Origin of the sequence: Antarcticibacterium arcticum (assembly GCF_007993795.1) — a bacterium.
Taxonomy (GTDB): domain Bacteria; phylum Bacteroidota; class Bacteroidia; order Flavobacteriales; family Flavobacteriaceae; genus Gillisia; species Gillisia arctica.
This window is the reverse complement of record NZ_CP042476.1, coordinates 377,121-395,025: the sequence shown is the minus strand read 5'-3', so window position 1 is coordinate 395,025 and position 17,905 is coordinate 377,121. Positions and strand designations below refer to the sequence as shown.

The window sequence follows — 17,905 nt, the reverse complement described above, 5'->3', positions numbered from 1 at the left end:
TTACATTTTATTTACAATTCCGGAAATAATTTCAATATCCGACTTACTGAGATCTTTATAAACAGGTAAACATAGAATTCTTTTTGAAATATCTTCTGATATTTTCATTTCAGCAGAACCTACGTAATTCAAGGTGTTCAATGAAGGATAAAAATATCTTCTGGGGAATATATCTTCCCGGTTTAGTGCCTTCTGAGTATTTAATAATTGTTTTTCACTTTCAAATATTACCGGGTAATAACTGTAGTTCCATTCAGTGTCGTCCCGGATCACGATCCTGCTTAGATTTTTAAAATTTAAATATTGATCATAAAGTTCAGCAATTTCTTTCCGGCTTTGAATTAAATCTTTAACATATGGCAGAACAGCCAGTCCCATAGCAGCCTGTAGTTCACTCATTTTGGCATTTATTCCCAAACCGTGAAATTCAAGCGGGCCATTATGTCCGAAATTATGACTGTAAAATAGTTTGTTATGCAGTCCCTTATCTTTACAAAACATCGCACCTCCTTCCCCTGTGTGAAAAAGCTTGGTTGCGTGAAAACTACAGGTACTTATATCTCCAAACTCGAACAATGATCTGCCTTTATATTTAACTCCAAAACAATGGGCTGCATCATAGATAACTTTTAAATGGTGCTTGTTTGCAATCTTCTCAATTTCTTCTACATTGCAAGGGTTCCCAAACACATGCGTCGCAAGGATGGCGGTAGTTTTCGAGGTTATAGCTGCTTCAATTTTTGTTTCATCAATAGTAAGGAATTCCGGATTTATATCTACAAACACGGGCGTACAATTTTCCCAAACTATCGTAGAAGTGGTAGCTACATAACTAAATGGAGTTGTTATTACTTCCCCCTGCCCACCTAAAACTTTTAGTGCTATCTGAAGGGGCAGGGTGCCATTTGTGGTAAGAACCATATTAGGGCTATTCAGATATTCTTTTATCTTTCTTTGTAGGTCAAATAACAATTTTCCTCCGTTTGCAACCTGGTTGCTCGCCCATATTTCCCTGAGGAAGAATTGGTAGTCATCAATTGGGGGAAGAAAAGTCCTGGTTACCGGTATCATTTTTTTAATATTAAATCTCTAAATTCTGAAAGGCTGCTAAATTTAAGAAAATATGCGACCGGTAGATAAATTGAAATCCCAATTATTCCTCCTGCAAGAATTCTAATGAAATTAATTTGATTATGAAGACCTAAGTGGTCTGCTATAAATATCCCAAATCCCGCAAATGCGGCTAAAAAAATAATTGGGAAAACGTCTTTTAACTGCGCCCAGCCTGTATAGCCAATAAATCTTTTTGTATAATGGGCATTTATAAAGAATCCAATCAAAGAAATTAAAACCTGCCCATACAATAATGCCAGGATACCAAATGGTATGGCAATTAAAATAGTAAGAATGATTATAATTTTTTTGATCACTTCAAGCTTAAGAAAAAGATCGCTTCTTCCCTTTACGTTCAAAATAGTGAGATTATAAGAATGAAGAGGATATAGAATTCCCGTTACACAAAGAATCTGGAAATAAGGAACCGCAGGAAGCCATTTGGCCGTAAAAAGAAAAACAAAAACGGGTTCCGCCAAGACGGCAAGGAAGATCAACACGGGAGCGATAACAAACATTACCATTAACATTAGTTTTTTATAAACTCTCCTTAATCTTATATCATCATCCTGAATTGATACAAACAATGGGAATGTTACTTTATTAAGCGCATTGGTAATATTAACAATAGGCAATTGTTTCATTGTTTCGGCGCGGGTATAAAAACCCACCTGCCCGGCAGAGAAATATTTACCTATTACAATTAAAAAAATATTGTTGAAAATCCTGTTCAACAGATCTGATAAGGTCAACTTATAACCAAAATCAAAATGTTTCCTGAACTTTTTCATATTAAAACTGAAGCTGGGAAGCCAATTTGAATGAAACCATAATAGGACCGTACTAACAATTGATGTTATTAGGCCGCTCCAAACAAGGCTCCAAACACCATAACCTGTGTATGCCATCCAAACCCCTGCAACCCCTCCTATTAAAGAAGCGGGTATTGCTATAATTGCCTGTGTTTTAAAATCCATCACTTTTGTAAGGCGGGCCATTTGGACTACCGAAAAAGAAGTGATTATAATAGATAAACTGTACACCCGGGTAATGGATGTTAGTAAAGGTTGCTCATAAAAATTGGCTATTAATGGAGCTATCAGGAATATTACTGCATAGATGAGCAAACTGGCAATGAGGTGAAAAAAAAATACCGTAGAATAATCTTCCTCATCACAGTCCGGGTCGCGTATCAGGGATTTGGTAAGGCCCCCATCTAACAGCACATTACCCACTGCCACTACAACCACTATCATCCCAATAAGACCAAATTCTGCCGGAAGTAGAATTCTTGCCAGTACCAGGGACACAAAAAATCCAATAAGTTGATTCCCGAATTGTTGCGTAAAGGTCCAAACCAGGCTTAATGCTGCTTTCTTTTTTAAAGACATTTAAAGATCTATATCTTTGGATTTGTAAAACCAACTAAATATTCACGAATGTATTAATTTTAAGCTTGGTTTTTTAATTTTTGAGAAACAAAGCTTCTTAAACTCAAAGCAAATTGGGCAATCAGATTATTGTTATAGGATCCTAACTTGGCTCATTTCAATTTTTCTTTGCTACCGTGATTAAACTAATATTACTATTTTTATCGGGCCAGGCAAAAATCCCCTGGCAATTAATTCCAGGAGTTACTACATGAATAAACAACAGTTGTTAGAAAACTACGCGGAGCTTAATAATTCATTTAAAGAAAAAATAACATTTCATCTGGGAGCAGAGGCCGGTTTTTTTTCAGAATTTAATAATATGGTGTTGGCGATGCTTTATTGCCTGAGTAAGGAGATAAAATTCACTTTGTATTCTAAAAAGGCAAATTTTGCCTTAGAGAAAGGTTGGAACGATTTCTTTGAACCCTTTTGCGAGGAAACTGATTTTTTTTTACACAGCAGATACAACAGGAGAGCGTATCAAATAAAAAATCAAAGAAAGTTACCTCCAAAAGTTTTAAAGTTACTAACCGGTAATGAATATCTCACCCAGGATATTTGGGATTCCTTTCGAAGTGAAGAATTTTCCAGGAAAAAATTTAATATTCCTCAACTAGGTTTGAATAATTCCTCCCTTTTGGAGGCTACCCAAAAAATCATTCACATGATTTGGAATTATAATGCCAATAGCCAAAAAATTATTGAGAATCATGTAAATATGTTGAATTTACTCGGGAATTACATAAGTGTACATATACGGGCAGGGGATAAAACATTGGAAGCAAATACATTTGATTTTCACCACTATATGAAAAAGGCTCAGAAGGTTGGGCATACCAAAAAAGCTTTTATTTTAACCGACAATTATACTGTTTTTGAGGATCTCAAAAGGTACTATTCAAATTGGGAATTCTTTACCCTATGCAGTTCTTCAGAAAGAGGGTATGTTCATTCTGAATTCAGGAAAAGGGACAAAAATGAAAAATATCTGCAGCATCTTAAACTGTTTGCCAGCCTGGATGTTTGTGCAGCTTCAGAAAAATTCATTGGAACTTATAGTTCCAATCCCGGTATGTTCATGGGAATGAGAATTGGTGAAGATAAATGTGCCTGTATAGATTATGACGCCTGGAAATTATGGTAATTATTTAAGATACTGCCCCTCATAATACTCCTGATACTTTCCGGAGGTTACATTCTTTAACCACTCTCCGTTTTTTAAATACCAGTCAATTGTTTTATTCAGGCCTTCTTCAAAGTATACTGAAGGCTCCCAACCTAATTCTTCTTTGATCTTTGAGGCATCTATAGCATATCTTTTATCATGGCCCGGGCGGTCTTTGATAAAAGTGAACAAACGGGTCGAACTTCCCTCCTTCCGTCCAAGTTTATGGTCCATAATTTGACAAAGAAGTTTTACCAGGTCAATATTTTGCCATTCATTAAAACCTCCAATATTATAGGTTTCTTTAACTTTCCCATTATGGAAAGCTAAATTAATTGCCTGCGCATGGTCAATTACATACAACCAGTCACGCGTATATTTTCCATCTCCGTAAATAGGTAAAGGTTTTTGTTCAATAATATTATTAATAAACAACGGAATAAGTTTTTCGGGAAATTGGTTAGGACCGTAATTATTGGAGCAGTTTGAAATAATATATGGTAATCCATAAGTTTCTCCATATGCCCGCACAAAATGATCTGATCCTGCTTTAGAAGCGGCATAAGGCGAATTGGGATCATATGGGCTGGATTCAGAAAATAATCCTGATTCTCCCAGTGTACCATACACTTCATCTGTGCTTATATGATAAAATAGCTTTTCATTAAAATCATTTTTCCATATACCAATCGAGGCATTCAACAGATTTACTGTTCCAATAATATTGGTTTGCACAAATGCCAATGGGTCTTTAATAGATCTGTCTACATGAGATTCGGCTGCCAGATGGATCACGCTGTCAAATTTATACTTTTTGAAGAGGTCATTTATTTCTGAAGCATTATTGATATCGGCCTTTAAAAAAGTATAATTAGTGGCTGTTTCTACATCTTTAAGATTTTCCAGATTCCCCGCATATGTAAGGGCATCCAGATTATAAATATGGTACCCGGGGTATTGGTTAACAAATAAGCGTACCACATGAGAGCCAATAAAACCCGCACCACCGGTGATCAATACCTTTTTGTTCATTTTCTAATTGTCATTTTCGGAATAAAGATAGAAGTCTTATCTAAAATAACAATTAAGCTTATAAATTAATATGTTGTTTTAATCCTAAAATCTTTTTTAAAATTTAAAAAATTGTAGGCTTGTTAAGCCTATTTTGACGGTAATAGTATATTTGTGAAAACACAACTAACTCCTAACATCTTTTTAAATTAAAATTTTAAAATGAAAAATATAAAATTATGGTTTACAGATTTTTATGAGGGATTTGATCTGGCAGATAATCCACTTTCAAGGATTCTCGAAAAAAACTATTCCATAATTTTAACTAAGGAGGAACCTGATTATCTTATTTATTCCTGTTATGGAAATGAATTTCTAAACTATAACTGTATCAGGATTTATTACACGGGAGAGAATTTAACCCCCGATTTTAATCTCTGCGATTACGCGATTGGCTTTGACCGCCTTACTTTTAGAGATAGATACTTGCGATATCCCAACTATGCTTTCTTTGAGGATCAATTTGAACAATTGATCAAACCCCCGAATTTTGACAAGAAAATTCTTTCAGAAAAAAAATATTTCTGCAATTTTATTTATTCTAATCCGCATGCCCACCCTGCCCGGGACCATTTTTTTCATAAACTAAATTCATATAAAGAAGTTACTTCTCCCGGTACTCATTTGAAAAACAGCAACTTATTTGTGGGAGAACGCTTTGCGGCCGACTGGATGTTCAGTAAACTGGAATTTCAGTCCCAATGCAAATTTACTATCGCATTTGAAAACACTTCCTCGCCGGGATACACCACCGAGAAAATTTTACATGCCTTTATTTCCAATACCATTCCTATTTATTGGGGAGATCCTGAAGTAACTAAAGATTTTAATCCTAAGGCGTTTATCAATTGTCATGATTTTGAAAATTTTGAAGCTGTTATCGAGAGGATCAAGGAAATAGATGGGAGTGATGAATTATATCTATCCATTTTAAATGAACCCCCGTTTGTCAATAATCAAATTCCTAAAAATCTCGAAAGAAATAAACTGACCTCCTTCTTGCAGCATATGTTTGATCAGGAAATAGAAGTTGCGGGCCGAAGAAATCATTACGGAACTTCATTGAAATATGAAAAAGACCTGAAATCAATGGTTGCTCTTAGTCAACAATATAAGGAACGTAATAAGCTAAAGAGATTTCTGGATAAACTCGGTTGCCTTTAAAAATCTTTTATTTTGATGTTATACCTCTATTTCATTTAGACCTATGAACTTCCTCAAATCTTACTGGTTCTATATTCTCGCTGCAGCTATCACAATCTTCGGAATAATTACCGGATGGTATTTCTTTCTTCTTATTGCAATTCCCTTTGGTTTATTTGGACGGGGGAATAAAGACAAATAGGCGTTAAACTTATACTAAACGCAGCCTTATTATTGGAAATCCATTCCAATGGGAGTACCTTGATTTAATAATCAAATCTTACTGTTGTGCAGGGGAAGAAACAAGATCGCTTCGCTTCTGGAAACAAGAATCTGGATTAAACCAAAACTTTAAATAGCAATGGGATTGGCGGATACCAAATAAACTTACCTTTTTATCAAACAACTATAATCAAACAAGAAAAATGAAAGATTACGGAACATTATCACAGGCAATTAATAAGCTGAAACTTGAAGAAGGTTACGAATATGATTTCAATTTACTCGATGAATACATTGAAATTAAAGCTGTAAACGAAACTTATCATATCAATGATTTTAATGTTGATAAAGTCCTCCGCTTTGAGGGGATGAGCAACCCCGATGACAACGCTATCCTTTATGCTATTACCACCGAAAATGGCAAAAAAGGAGTGCTCGTAGATGGTTACGGAATCTCCAGCGGACAGGTCTCAAAACCCATGCTAGATAAACTTAATTTAAAAGCGAAACGTCCCATTGACTAAGGTTAAACTTGTATTAAACCTTCCACCAGAATTGGGAGTTACAAGCTTGTATCGTATTTTTGTATTGAAATAAATTTTTTAATAAATAAAAACTATGAGTTACTTAGGATTAGACGAAAAGAAAACTACTAAAACTGTTCAGGAATTGAACACGCTTTTAGCCGATTACCATATATACTACCAAAAACTTAGGAATTTTCACTGGAATGTGATAGGAAAAAATTTCTTTGACCTTCATGAAAAATTCGAAGAGCTGTATGACGATGCAAAACTTAAGGTTGATGAAATTGCTGAGCGTATTCTTACGTTGCGTTTTCAACCCACGAGTAATCTGAGCGATTATTTGAAAGCTTCCAATTTAAAGGAATCCTCATCTGATCTTAGCGATACGAAAATGATTCAGACTCTTTTAGATGATCACGGTATTCTTCTTAAGCAAATGAGAAAAGTTGTAGAGGTTGCCGACAAAGGGGGTGATGAAGGAACTATTGATCTTATTGGGGCATATATTAGAGAATTGGAAAAAACAAGCTGGATGCTTGATTCCTGGAAAATGAAAACCAGCGAAAACCACAAGCCAGCTTAAGAAACCTTACTAAAGCATTATTTATTTGGAAGAATTTGATTTAAATGAATCATTAAATGGCCTTTGGGAAAAATTGGCAACCTGGATGGATTCTATTATCCTGGCCCTGCCAAATTTTCTCCTGGCCATTTTGGTTTTAATACTGTTTGTGGTTGCTGCAAACTATGCTTCTAAACTCCTGAACAAAATCCTGAGGTATAAAGTAAAACAGGATTCCATCAGGGAAATTACGGTACAAGTTGCCAGATTGATCATTATTTTAATCGGCTTTTTTATTGCTTTAGGCATACTTGAATTAAACACCATTTTAACCTCCATATTAGCCGGTGCAGGAGTGGTAGGTTTAGCCATTGGCCTGGCACTGCAAGGCACCCTTAATAATACATTCTCGGGTATAATTTTAAGTTTTATTCCTGAACTTCAATTGGATGATTGGATTGAAACCGGTGAATATGCCGGTGCCGTTACCCAAATTAGTCTTCGGAGTGTAGTTATTAAAGAGGCTGATAATAATTATGTGGTAATACCTAATTCAAAAATAGTTCAGGAACCTTTTAAAAACTTCAGCAGAACAGCCCGGTCCCGGGTGATGCTTGACTGTGGGGTCGCCTATGATTCAGATCTTGAATTGGTACAAAATTTAACTATTGAAACCATGAAATCTCTTTTTGCCCAGCAAGGAAATGAAGAGGTAGAATTCATGTATCAGGAATTTGCAGATAGCTCTATAAATTTCGTAGTAAGGTTCTGGACTCCCGTATCTAACAGAAAGGATATCCTGGTAGCGAAAAACAAGGCTATAATTGCCCTTAAGAAAGCATTTGACGAGAATAATATAAATATTCCTTTCCCTATAAGAACCATTGATTTCACCAATAAATTATCTATCCATAAACCGGGGGATGGTGAAAAGTAAACAGGGATTGGTGATTAGGGAATGGTGATTAAGAATTGGTTGATTCGTTTGGTCGTTGATGGTAAGGATGGGAAGACAGGTTGAGACCCCTCAACCTAAAAAGACTTGAAACCTTTCCCAGTTTCAAACTCCCCTATTACTCCTTCTAAATAGAAAAAAAAATTCCCCTCTTTTTTTAAAGAGGGGAATTTTAAAATATATTACTGTATTTGTAAAATTCTCAAGAGGACAACCAGCATCCTGTTTGTTACTATTTAACTCATTTTTCTTTTTAACTTTTTTACTTTAAAAACTAAAGCCGAAGCCAAATGCAAACCGCAGGCCTTCTTCACTTCCAAATAGGCTGAATTTACCGCTAATTGCTTCTGCACTGTTTACCCAGAAACCACCACCGTAGCTATCATGCCACACATTGCTGTCATATTCTGGTATCCATACCCTTCCTATATCATAACCTGCAAAGATCCCAATTTGAAATGGCAGGAAAGAGGTTTTAAACTGGCTAAAACTGTATCTTAGGTCACCTCCGGCGGCAAATGCGCTTTTCCCGGCGAATCTTTGCAATCTATACCCTCTTAATCCAGAATCCCCACCTAATGTTGCGGCCTGGTAAAACTCATAATCATTCCCCATATTTAGGTGTGCCTGTACCCTCGAGTTTAAAACAAGTCTTCTGTTTCTGGTAACGGCATTGTAAAATTCCCAGTATGGTTTGAAATATCCAAAGTTTCTCCCTGTCTCCTCAAGATTCATTTTTCCACCCAATAATAGTTCAAATTTCATCCCGCGGGTTGGATTCAGGTTATGATCATAACTTTCATATCTGTAAAGCCCTTCCAGGCCACCAAAAAACTTTCTCTCAAAAAATTCCGGATCTTCCTGGGCAAATTCTTCAGTAATAAATCTACCTTCAGTTTCATCAACTTTCACACCTTCAAAATGGGCTTTATACGAAAAGAAACTTCCAAATGGGGTTTTTCTAATGAAACCAAATTCGGTCCCAAATCTGCTTATTCTAGTACGGTTATAATCAAGATCCAATTCATCATCAAAATTTAATGTCTCATTACCATAACCAAAGAAATTATTTGCAAAATTAGGACTGGTAAAATAGGCCCCAACTACAAGGTTGAACCTTCCCATGATCTGTGCAAATTCCCCTGTGTAGGAGGCATCGTATCCCTGGGTGGCAAAATAATATCCAGCTCTTAGAGTATGACTGGAGGTAAATGGATTTCTTTTAAACCCATTATAAATGAAGGAAGTTTGTAAACCTATTTTAAAACCATCATCCGGATTGTAACCAAATCCCGGGGTGAGACTTCCGGCATTAAAAACCTTTTTATCCTTATCAAATGTATTTTGTTCATAATCATCACGCAGCCTTATTTTGGCATGTCCTTTTGATTCTACGGTATTGGGACGGGTTCTATGATCGTAGATCTTCACCCTTCGCCCACTGTTTGAAGCAACTTTGTAAACATCGTTATTATGTCCTCCAATTAACCTTACAAATACAAGGTCATTTTTCTCATCTCCTGTAACCTCAAAAATATCATCATCACCCAATCCATATACCCATATTTCACCGGTCTCTTTCTTATCAAAGATCTTTTCGCTTACCACCTCTGCCTTTTCCCCACCTTTTAAACGGGTAATACGCACCCGAGTTTTACCTTCCGGAAGGCGGGCAATTTCAATATGGTCATCCTTATCTGTGCCGGTAACTATCCCAAGGGTGGCCATATGGTCATAATAACGCTCTGTAATATCAACAATATTATTTCTCCGGCCCTTCAGGCTCTTTATTATATCTTCTGTAGCTTCTCCCCTGCTTTCCGGTGGAAGGTTTGTAAAAGCTTCTTCAATGATCGCATCTGTAAGATTTTCCTGAATGAATTTAGCTTCGGCCATCCAAGTTTCTCTTCCCACATTTTGTGTTAATTCACGGTCCAGACCAATTGCGGCAATATTGAACCACTTTACATCATTAATATCTTCCCCGTATACCCCAAATTGTTTTGAAAATCCTGCCAATGCCCGAAGTGTTCCAAAAAAGGCCCCGTCATAATTGGAAAAAACCTGATCACGATCTCTGGGAATAGGCTCAAAGGTGCGATTGTCTTCTTCATCTTCAATTTCGGCCCAACGCCATTGATCCTGGTGCCTGTCCCAGTCTCCTATTAACATATCAAAAATACGGGCCCGCACGTAAGAAGGCTCGTTCAGCTTATATTTCTCATCGCGCCTAAGCCTTTCAAACATTGCCCGTGTACTAACAATATCATGATTTGCATTGGCAAAGTTTCCACTCCCAAGCCAGTTTTCTTCAGGTCGTTCCTCTATCATATAAACATCGTCCCCATGCACTGCGTTATATTTACCCATGAGCTTTTGCTTTGGTAAATAATATATCTCAGGATTTGTGTAATACACATTCGCTGCTTTTGCCAAAGGAGGAATTGCAAGAAATGCAAAAGGATGTGAAGCAGTATAAAGATCATTCAAAAGATCCTCTGCAATAGTATTTTCAAATTGTTCTTCTACTGCCTTATCTTTAAATGCTACTGCCTGAATATATTGAACTGCACTTTTCCTTATCCTTCTTAAATTATACTCGCGGTCCAGACTGTCTTTTACCCTAAGGGAAACGGTTTGGTGCCCCCCACCTGCCTGGATAATTGAAAGTCCGCCATATAATGTGGAAAGGTCTGCAACCTTAAACTCTACTTCTTTTCCATATAATTCCCTGTAACGCTCGCCCCACAATGTCCTGAAAACATCACTTTTTTCAGTTTCTTCTTTCTCATATATTGAGGCAGTAAAAGTTTCGGGAAAATCATCTGCTAAATGAGAAACATCAAATTCCTCAGGTGCCGGATGTACTTCTTTTTGATATAATAATTTGGCGCGGTTATTTTCATTTCCGTAGAAACTGGCCCAGGAAGAGCCATCCTCAAATACATCATAAACTACAAATCCCTGCCCCGGGTATGCAAACAAACCGTCATTACTAAGGGATGCATAGGAAGCTTTGGAAGCCGAACCTGATACTATTTGCTTAATATTTCCATTTATTATATACTGAAGTGAATGCTCGTGGCCAGAAACAAAAATCAATCTTTCTGAATCCTTTCCTATGGTCTCCAATCTTTTAACAAGAGATTTATAACGTTCATTCTGCGCATCCTGAATTGAAACACCGCCGGTGGTTCTTATTAGGGAAACCAGGGAACCAAGAATGGGAACCGGTACTTTCTTTTGGGTTGGGTATAAATGCTGGTCAAAATTATACTGCCCTCCATGTGTTCCATTGGTATACAAAGGATGGTGTAAGGCAAATATGATGGTTTTATTCTGGCTCTTCTTAAGCTCGGTCTCTATTTCCAGGAATAAAGCTTCACGGGTCTTAATATCGGGGCATTCCTTATTTATTAACGGGTGTACATCCCAATCTGTTAAATACCATTGGGAATCCATTACAATAAGCTGAATGTCATCACTAATATCAATTATCTCAAGACCACAGCCGGTGTTGGGTGACCATACCAGTTTTTCTCCAAATTTTTCTTTTAAATAGTCTGCTTGTCGTTCCACCCCCGGGATTCCACGGTTATACCAATCATGATTACCAGGAATGAAAATTACATTTCCTTCATATTTTTCAATTGCGTCCAGTTGGGCATCTAGGCGATATTCGGCAAAATCTCTCTCGGGGGACCCTTCTTCCGGCATTCCCACAGGATAAATATTATCTCCAAGAAAAATGGTATAGTTGTCCTTAACTTTTACTGAATCCATATAATTCTTAAAGGCAATGAGCCCTTCGGAAGTTCCACCTGGTTCAGAGTAACCCCCGTCACCTACCAGATAAAATGATTTTTCAACTTTAAGATCTGTGGGATATCCAAAATTGTCTTCCGGTTCTCCATCCTTGAATTTTGGGGCGGTGGTTGCACAACCATAAAGCAATGCTGCCGCAAGGAACGTTAGAAATATGTTATTTTTTTTCATGCAATATTCAGGGGTGTTTTTTTTATGTAATTTGGCTCTTCAAATAACTTATCAAATGAGTGATATAATTACTAAGGCCGACAATTTTGTTCTTGATCTTTTCAAGGAAAAATTACCCAATTCATACATATATCATAACTATAACCATACTCAAAGGGTGGTTAAAAGTACTAAAGAATTAATTGAGAATTCCGAAATAAATGTTAAAGAAGAACAGGCCTTATTGCTTGCCGCGTGGCTTCACGACAGTGGTTACACCAAAAAGTTTGTTGGGCATGAGGAAGAAAGTGTAAAAATTGCAAATGAGTTTTTGAAGGAAAATAATGTTGATGAAGATATCATTAAAATGGTTGAGGAATGTATCCTGGCCACCAAATTTGATTCTACCCCCACCACAAAATTAGGAATGATTATAAAGGATGCAGATAGTTCTCATCTTGCAAAAGATTATTTTTTGGAAACCAGTGAATTTTTAAGACAGGAACTTCAATTGCTCAATATAAAAAACTATACAGCTGTTGAATGGCTTGATGAAAACATTCAAATGTTAACCGAAAAACATAGGTACCACACTACTTATGCAGTTAAGAACTGGAAGCCCAATAAGGACAAAAATCTTTCAGAATTGCTGGAAAGGAAAAATAAAACCAGACAAAAACTAAAGAAAGAGGAAACCAAAGCTGAATTAAAAGCCAGCGCTAAGAATAACAATCCTGAAAAAAGTATTCAGACCTTATTTCGGGTAACTCTCAGGAACCATATTAAATTAAGTGATATTGCCGATACCAAAGCAAATATCCTGTTATCTGTAAACGCTATAATTATTTCCCTGGCCCTTGCCAATTTAATTCCGCAGCTCAATGCAGCTACAAATAAGCATTTATTGATACCTACTATGATATTGATAGTTTTTAGTGTGGCATCCATAATCCTTTCCATCATGTCTACGCGACCTAACGTTACCTCCGGAGAATTTACAAAGGAGCAGGTAGAGAAAAGACAGGTTAACCTGTTATTCTTCGGAAATTTTCATAAAATGCCTTTTGAACAATTCAAATGGGGTATGAATGAATTGATCAAGGATAAAGATTATGTATATGAATCTATGATGCTGGATCTACACCTTCTGGGAATTGTACTACAACGAAAATATATGTTGCTGCGCCTTACCTATAATGTATTTATGATAGGGATTCTGGTATCGGTATTTAGTTATGTAGTAGCATTTTATTTAATTTAAATAATCTACCAACCCTTCATAGGTAATAGTTTTATCGGGTGCTTTTTCATCGGGGGTGTACAAAATGTCCACCCTCAATGCTTTAAGCCCAATCACTCCCTGCACATCCTCCAATTCCAGGATCTCCAGCTCTTCTCCCAGATATTTTTTGGTTTGTAGGTATTTTATATACCGTAAATATTCCCGCTCATCGGCACTTTGGGAATAAACAATTACGATCTTACCTTTCACGGTGATCCTCTCTTCGGTATTTTTAATAAATGCCTTATCTATTCTTTTTTTGATGATTTCATAGCGGGCATTATAGGTGCCGTCAACATCAAATTTTTTCTCATCCATACGATAACGGATAGATAAAGTACTGTTAAATACCAATATAAGGGATGCAGCGTCAAGTTTTACCGGAGTGGTTTTTTGCACCTGGTAGAACCTGTTTTCCATTTCGCACATGGTACTCAATTGCCATAGCCGCAGGTTATAGAGATATACCTTATTAAACGGGCGCTTGTACGTAAGGGAAGCCCCTATATAAATATTGTGGTCTACCCCATCTGTTTTATAACGCTCAAAATAATGCGGATAGATCCTTTGGGCCTCTACTTGTTTCCTGTCTATAAACCGGGCCATAGTACGATTGAGTTTTTGAACCGTCTCATCATAATTTTTCCTGAGATCGTACACCACCCCTGTTTCAGGATTTAATTTACCCTGATAATCCTCCACCAGTTTTTTAAGGTGTTTTGATTGTTTGGAAAGATGATCCATTAAAGGGTTTACTTCCCGTTGTAACAGGTTGATCACCTTTTGCTCACTGGAAGCATTAAGACTGTTCTCCAGTTCATCTTTAAATTCTTTAAGCCGAAAATTTACCTGATCATAAATAGGCAATTTTTCGGTCTCATAGGCGCTGTTTATTATTTCTTCCAGAAGGCCCATTTGATATAACAAATCTCCCTGTATGGCTTCATTTCTTGCTTCTGAAGAGCCCACAATATCAATTTGCCCATATAAAGGATATACATCTTTAAACGCTATATCCCTAAAGGAGGCCAGGCCGTCCTGATCCTGATCCCTAATAAATCTTTTTGCCTCGTTCTCAAAGATCCAGAGCACGCTTGGGTGTATGGAGGTGCATTCGCTTTGGATCACCGCCTTCACCCTGTTCTCAAATTCGTTTTTATTTCTTTCTACTGCAGTAACAATATAAGGCAGGATATCATCCAGCTTTATGGCGTTAATGCTGTTTAATTCATTTTTTCTGGTAGAACCCAACTCTAAAATTCCCAACAATTCGATTCCATTGGCAATGGGTGCCAGGATACAACTCTTTATCTGATGCTTTTTAAGGTTTTGTGAAAGATGATCTTCACCAGATTTTTTCACATAAGATTCAACATTTGAAATTGTATAATAGGTTTGCTCGTTTATAAGTTTGTGATAGGCTTCTTTATAAACTCCTTTTTTTCCTTCGGCTACTTCTTCTTTATCCAGAATAAAACTTTTCCCCTCACGGTTATTCATTCTTTCAAAGGTGTCTTCATTACTGTTGTAAACCGTAAAACCCACGCGAAGATCCGGGATCTTATAAATTGACCTGAATATATCCTGAAATTTAATTAATTCACTCTGATCTGCAGTTTCCTGATGAAGCAATGTGGTTTTTAGCTCAGAGATCGCATCATCTACCGTAACATCTGTAAGATTAATAATTGTAAACCCTTTAAATATCCAGCTTCGAGGGGGAAACATCTCTTTCCAGAGTGCGATATCCTCCATGTTCTGAATAAGGAGATCTACATCCTTTTCAGTAATTTTTTTAGCATTCTCACCGGGGTAAATGTCAATAAAATCGGCATTTAAGGCCAGGCGATAGTGTTTTAGGATCCCATCTTTATTGGGAATGTCATAATAAAGGGGACGGGAAAAATCTATTTTATATCCATAATGATGGTTCAGCACCAGTATACACCCGTACACATAATTCATGCTTTCATCCATATTGCGCATGGCAAGCTTATAATCTGGCCCTGCTTCATCCAGGATCTTCCGGAAGCGTTGGGATGCATTAAAAATTATGTTATGAAAAGGCAGGGATACTGCCTTAATTTCGTTATTTGAAAGTATGGCAGGAAAAAGATCATTAAGAAGAATCCTTATGGGATCCTGATATTTTTTAAGATCGGCAGGATCATCAATTCCTTCCTCCAGTTGGGGGAAGGAGGACACATATTGAAGCACCTCTTCTTTATATTTTTTAGCAATGCTGCTGTTCTCATTTTCAACCTGTTCGCTAAATTGCTGAATGATCTTATGAAAACTAATTTTAATATCTAGAGGAAAATCCTTTAACTGGTTCTTCATATCTCGAACAATCTTCTTTTTAAGTATTTAAATCTTAATGCAATTCTATTATAAGATGCTGAAATTTACAATTTTTTACAAACATCGGGACATATTCAAAAATGAGTTCTGTATTTTTGCCAAAATTAATTCAATTAGAAACCGCATGGTTTTTTATAATAACCTGCACGGTTAATAAATAGATCCCAAATAATAATATCCTCAATGAAATATCTATTCTTAATTGTTTTATCAATAAGTCTTACAAGTTGTCAGGAAGACACCAATGGTTATGCCATTTCGGGAAATGTGAAAAATCTTGAAAATGGAAAAATGATCTATGTTTCCAGTATAGACCAGAATAACCAGCCACAGATTATTGATTCTGTCCTGGTTGAAAATGAAAAATTTTCGCTGGATCTGGCAGAAGTAGAAGTTTCCGGTTTAAGTTTTTTAACCATAAAAGGAGTGAATGGAAATGTAATGTTCATTTCAGAAAATGAACCTATAAAATTTGAAATTTACAAAGATAGTCTTGACGCCTCAAAAGTTTCGGGTGGAAAGGAAAACCAGATCTTTTATGAATATTTGAACCATTTGAAAGGACTTAACCAGGAAATGATGCAGTTGCGTATGGAAATGCAACAAATGGCAACTACCTCCCGTGATCCTGAAAGCATGGCCCGCTTTCAGCAGAAGGAACTTGAACTAAGGGAACGGGATATGGTCTTTAAGAAAAAGATGATAAAAGAAAATCCTGCAGCCTATGTTTCAGTATTGGTTTTGACAGATATGCAAAGTATGGGTGCCTCCACCAGTGAACTGAAAGAGCATTACGAGATGCTTTCCGAAGAAATGAAGCAGTTACCCCTGGCTAAAAGTCTAAAATCCGGGCTTGACAAAAGAAGTGCGGTAGAAATAGGCAGTAAAGCACCCCGGTTCACAGGACCGGATCCTGCCGGCAATCAACTTGCTCTGGAAGACCTTATGGGCAAAGTAACGCTTATAGATTTTTGGGCAGCCTGGTGCAGACCATGTAGGATAGAAAACCCTAATATAGTAAGGATCTACAACAAGTATCATGACCATGGATTCAATATTATTGGAGTTTCTCTTGACAGGGGAGATCAACGTGACCGTTGGTTGCAGGCTATAGAGGAAGATAAACTTACCTGGCCACAAATCTCAAACCTTCAGTTTTGGGATGAGCCTATTGCACAGTTATATGGAGTAAGAGCTATTCCGGCAGCGTTTATTCTTGATGAAAATGGTGTAATTGTGGCTACCAACCTTAGGGGAGATGACCTGGAAAACAAAGTGAAAGAATTACTTGAGAAATAAATCAATATCTTTTAATAAATTAAGAACCCCGCGAAAGAGAGATCTTCCGCGGGATTCTTAATTTTAAGAGGCCTTTTTTAATTAAGATGAAATCCTATAGTGACCCGGGCTTTAACTTCCATTTCGCCTGGGGCAATAGTTTCCTGTTCCCCCATATCTGCACTCACTTTCATTTCCATACGATACATTGGAGGATAAGATCCTGTTTCAACCTCATTTATACTTATGGCCTTTCCAATACTTTGATTTAAAGGAGCTGCATATTCTTCAGCTTTCTTTTTGCTGTCCAATACAGCTCTTCTTCGCGCCTCTGTAGTATGCTTTTCAATTTGAGAAGACATGAATTGGATTCCGTCTATACGATTAAGACCGGCATTAAGAAGACCGGACATAATTTTTTCATAATTCTTAAGATCATCCAGTTTTATTGAAATTGCCTGATTGGCTACATAACTATAGGTTTTATTATTATAGTCATAATTCTTGTTCAGGTTCACATAATCTGTCTTAATATTCTTTTCAGGAATACCCTGGGATTTTAAATATTTGATCACCTGGTCTACACCGGCGTCATTTTTTCTTTTCACTTCCTGCGCATTATCGCCTTCGTGTTCGATTCTGGATTTAATAAGAACCTGGTCTGGTACTATTTTTACAATACCTTCACCAGTAACTACAACCATTGGCTGGATGGGGGAATTCTGCTGGGCCTGCATAGTTAAGGTCACAACAAACGCGACTAAAATAAATATTGATCTCATAATGGGTCTAGGTTTAGATTCTTCCTGAAGACACCA

General features: G+C 36.8%; 14 protein-coding genes. 8 read left to right on the top strand and 6 right to left on the bottom strand.

Going from position 1 to position 17,905, the window contains the following annotated elements; genetic code table 11:
• Together FK178_RS01700 and FK178_RS01695 are read right to left on the bottom strand one after the other, a co-directional pair.
• Positions 1-1,071 carry a DegT/DnrJ/EryC1/StrS family aminotransferase gene (locus FK178_RS01700; protein ID WP_146830381.1) on the bottom strand — a complete coding sequence of 357 codons (1,071 nt, stop codon included), beginning with the start codon at positions 1,069-1,071 and terminating at the stop codon, positions 1-3.
• Positions 1,068-2,504: a lipopolysaccharide biosynthesis protein gene (locus FK178_RS01695; RefSeq protein WP_146830379.1), complete on the bottom strand. Its 1,437-nt coding sequence runs from the start codon at positions 2,502-2,504 to the stop codon at positions 1,068-1,070. Before FK178_RS01695 ends, FK178_RS01700 begins: the two co-directional genes overlap by 4 nt.
• Positions 2,505-2,754: 250 nt before the next feature.
• Here FK178_RS01695 and FK178_RS01690 point away from each other — a divergent pair, with 250 nt between their 5' ends.
• On the top strand, positions 2,755-3,690 hold the full coding sequence (locus tag FK178_RS01690; protein WP_146830377.1) for an O-fucosyltransferase family protein: 936 nt from the start codon (positions 2,755-2,757) through the stop codon (positions 3,688-3,690).
• Here FK178_RS01690 and rfbB read toward each other — a convergent pair whose 3' ends face one another.
• Positions 3,691-4,743 (bottom strand): dTDP-glucose 4,6-dehydratase, encoded by a 1,053-nt coding sequence (gene rfbB, locus FK178_RS01685; RefSeq protein ID WP_146830375.1) that lies wholly within the window; start codon positions 4,741-4,743, stop codon positions 3,691-3,693.
• A 201-nt stretch (positions 4,744-4,944) separates the two neighbouring features.
• Here rfbB and FK178_RS01680 point away from each other — a divergent pair, with 201 nt between their 5' ends.
• From FK178_RS01680 to FK178_RS01665, 5 genes are all read left to right on the top strand, one after another.
• A complete protein-coding gene (locus tag FK178_RS01680; protein WP_146830373.1) occupies positions 4,945-5,946 on the top strand; it encodes a glycosyltransferase family 10 domain-containing protein in 1,002 nt (333 codons plus the stop codon).
• 43 nt (positions 5,947-5,989) lie between these two features.
• Positions 5,990-6,127 carry a hypothetical protein gene (locus tag FK178_RS15405; protein WP_168194537.1) on the top strand — a complete coding sequence of 46 codons (138 nt, stop codon included), beginning with the start codon at positions 5,990-5,992 and terminating at the stop codon, positions 6,125-6,127.
• Between the two features lie 223 nt (positions 6,128-6,350).
• Complete coding sequence (locus FK178_RS01675) at positions 6,351-6,671, top strand: phosphoribosylpyrophosphate synthetase (protein ID WP_146830371.1); 321 nt, start codon at positions 6,351-6,353, stop codon at positions 6,669-6,671.
• 94 nt (positions 6,672-6,765) lie between these two features.
• Positions 6,766-7,257 (top strand): Dps family protein, encoded by a 492-nt coding sequence (locus FK178_RS01670; RefSeq protein ID WP_146830369.1) that lies wholly within the window; start codon positions 6,766-6,768, stop codon positions 7,255-7,257.
• Positions 7,258-7,342: 85 nt separating this feature from the next.
• A complete protein-coding gene (locus tag FK178_RS01665; RefSeq protein WP_146837382.1) occupies positions 7,343-8,173 on the top strand; it encodes a mechanosensitive ion channel family protein in 831 nt (276 codons plus the stop codon).
• Between the two features lie 285 nt (positions 8,174-8,458).
• On the opposite strand, the gene FK178_RS01660 is transcribed toward FK178_RS01665, so the two are convergent.
• Positions 8,459-12,187, bottom strand: coding sequence for a metallophosphoesterase (locus FK178_RS01660; RefSeq protein WP_146830367.1), 3,729 nt, complete (start codon positions 12,185-12,187; stop codon positions 8,459-8,461).
• 55 nt (positions 12,188-12,242) lie between these two features.
• Between FK178_RS01660 and FK178_RS01655 the strand changes: the two genes are divergently transcribed.
• Positions 12,243-13,427 (top strand): Pycsar system effector family protein, encoded by a 1,185-nt coding sequence (locus FK178_RS01655; protein WP_146830365.1) that lies wholly within the window; start codon positions 12,243-12,245, stop codon positions 13,425-13,427.
• On the opposite strand, the gene FK178_RS01650 is transcribed toward FK178_RS01655, so the two are convergent.
• Positions 13,419-15,788, bottom strand: coding sequence for a GAF domain-containing protein (locus tag FK178_RS01650; RefSeq protein ID WP_146830364.1), 2,370 nt, complete (start codon positions 15,786-15,788; stop codon positions 13,419-13,421). The two genes, FK178_RS01655 and FK178_RS01650, sit on opposite strands and share 9 nt — an antisense overlap.
• Positions 15,789-15,992: 204 nt before the next feature.
• Between FK178_RS01650 and FK178_RS01645 the strand changes: the two genes are divergently transcribed.
• The gene (locus FK178_RS01645; protein ID WP_146830363.1) at positions 15,993-17,108 is read left to right on the top strand and encodes a TlpA disulfide reductase family protein; all 1,116 of its coding nucleotides are present in this window, start codon (positions 15,993-15,995) and stop codon (positions 17,106-17,108) included.
• Positions 17,109-17,185: 77 nt separating this feature from the next.
• Here the strand turns inward: FK178_RS01645 and FK178_RS01640 are convergent, their stop codons facing one another.
• On the bottom strand, positions 17,186-17,869 hold the full coding sequence (locus FK178_RS01640; protein ID WP_146830361.1) for an SIMPL domain-containing protein: 684 nt from the start codon (positions 17,867-17,869) through the stop codon (positions 17,186-17,188).
• Positions 17,870-17,905: the final 36 nt, after the last annotated feature.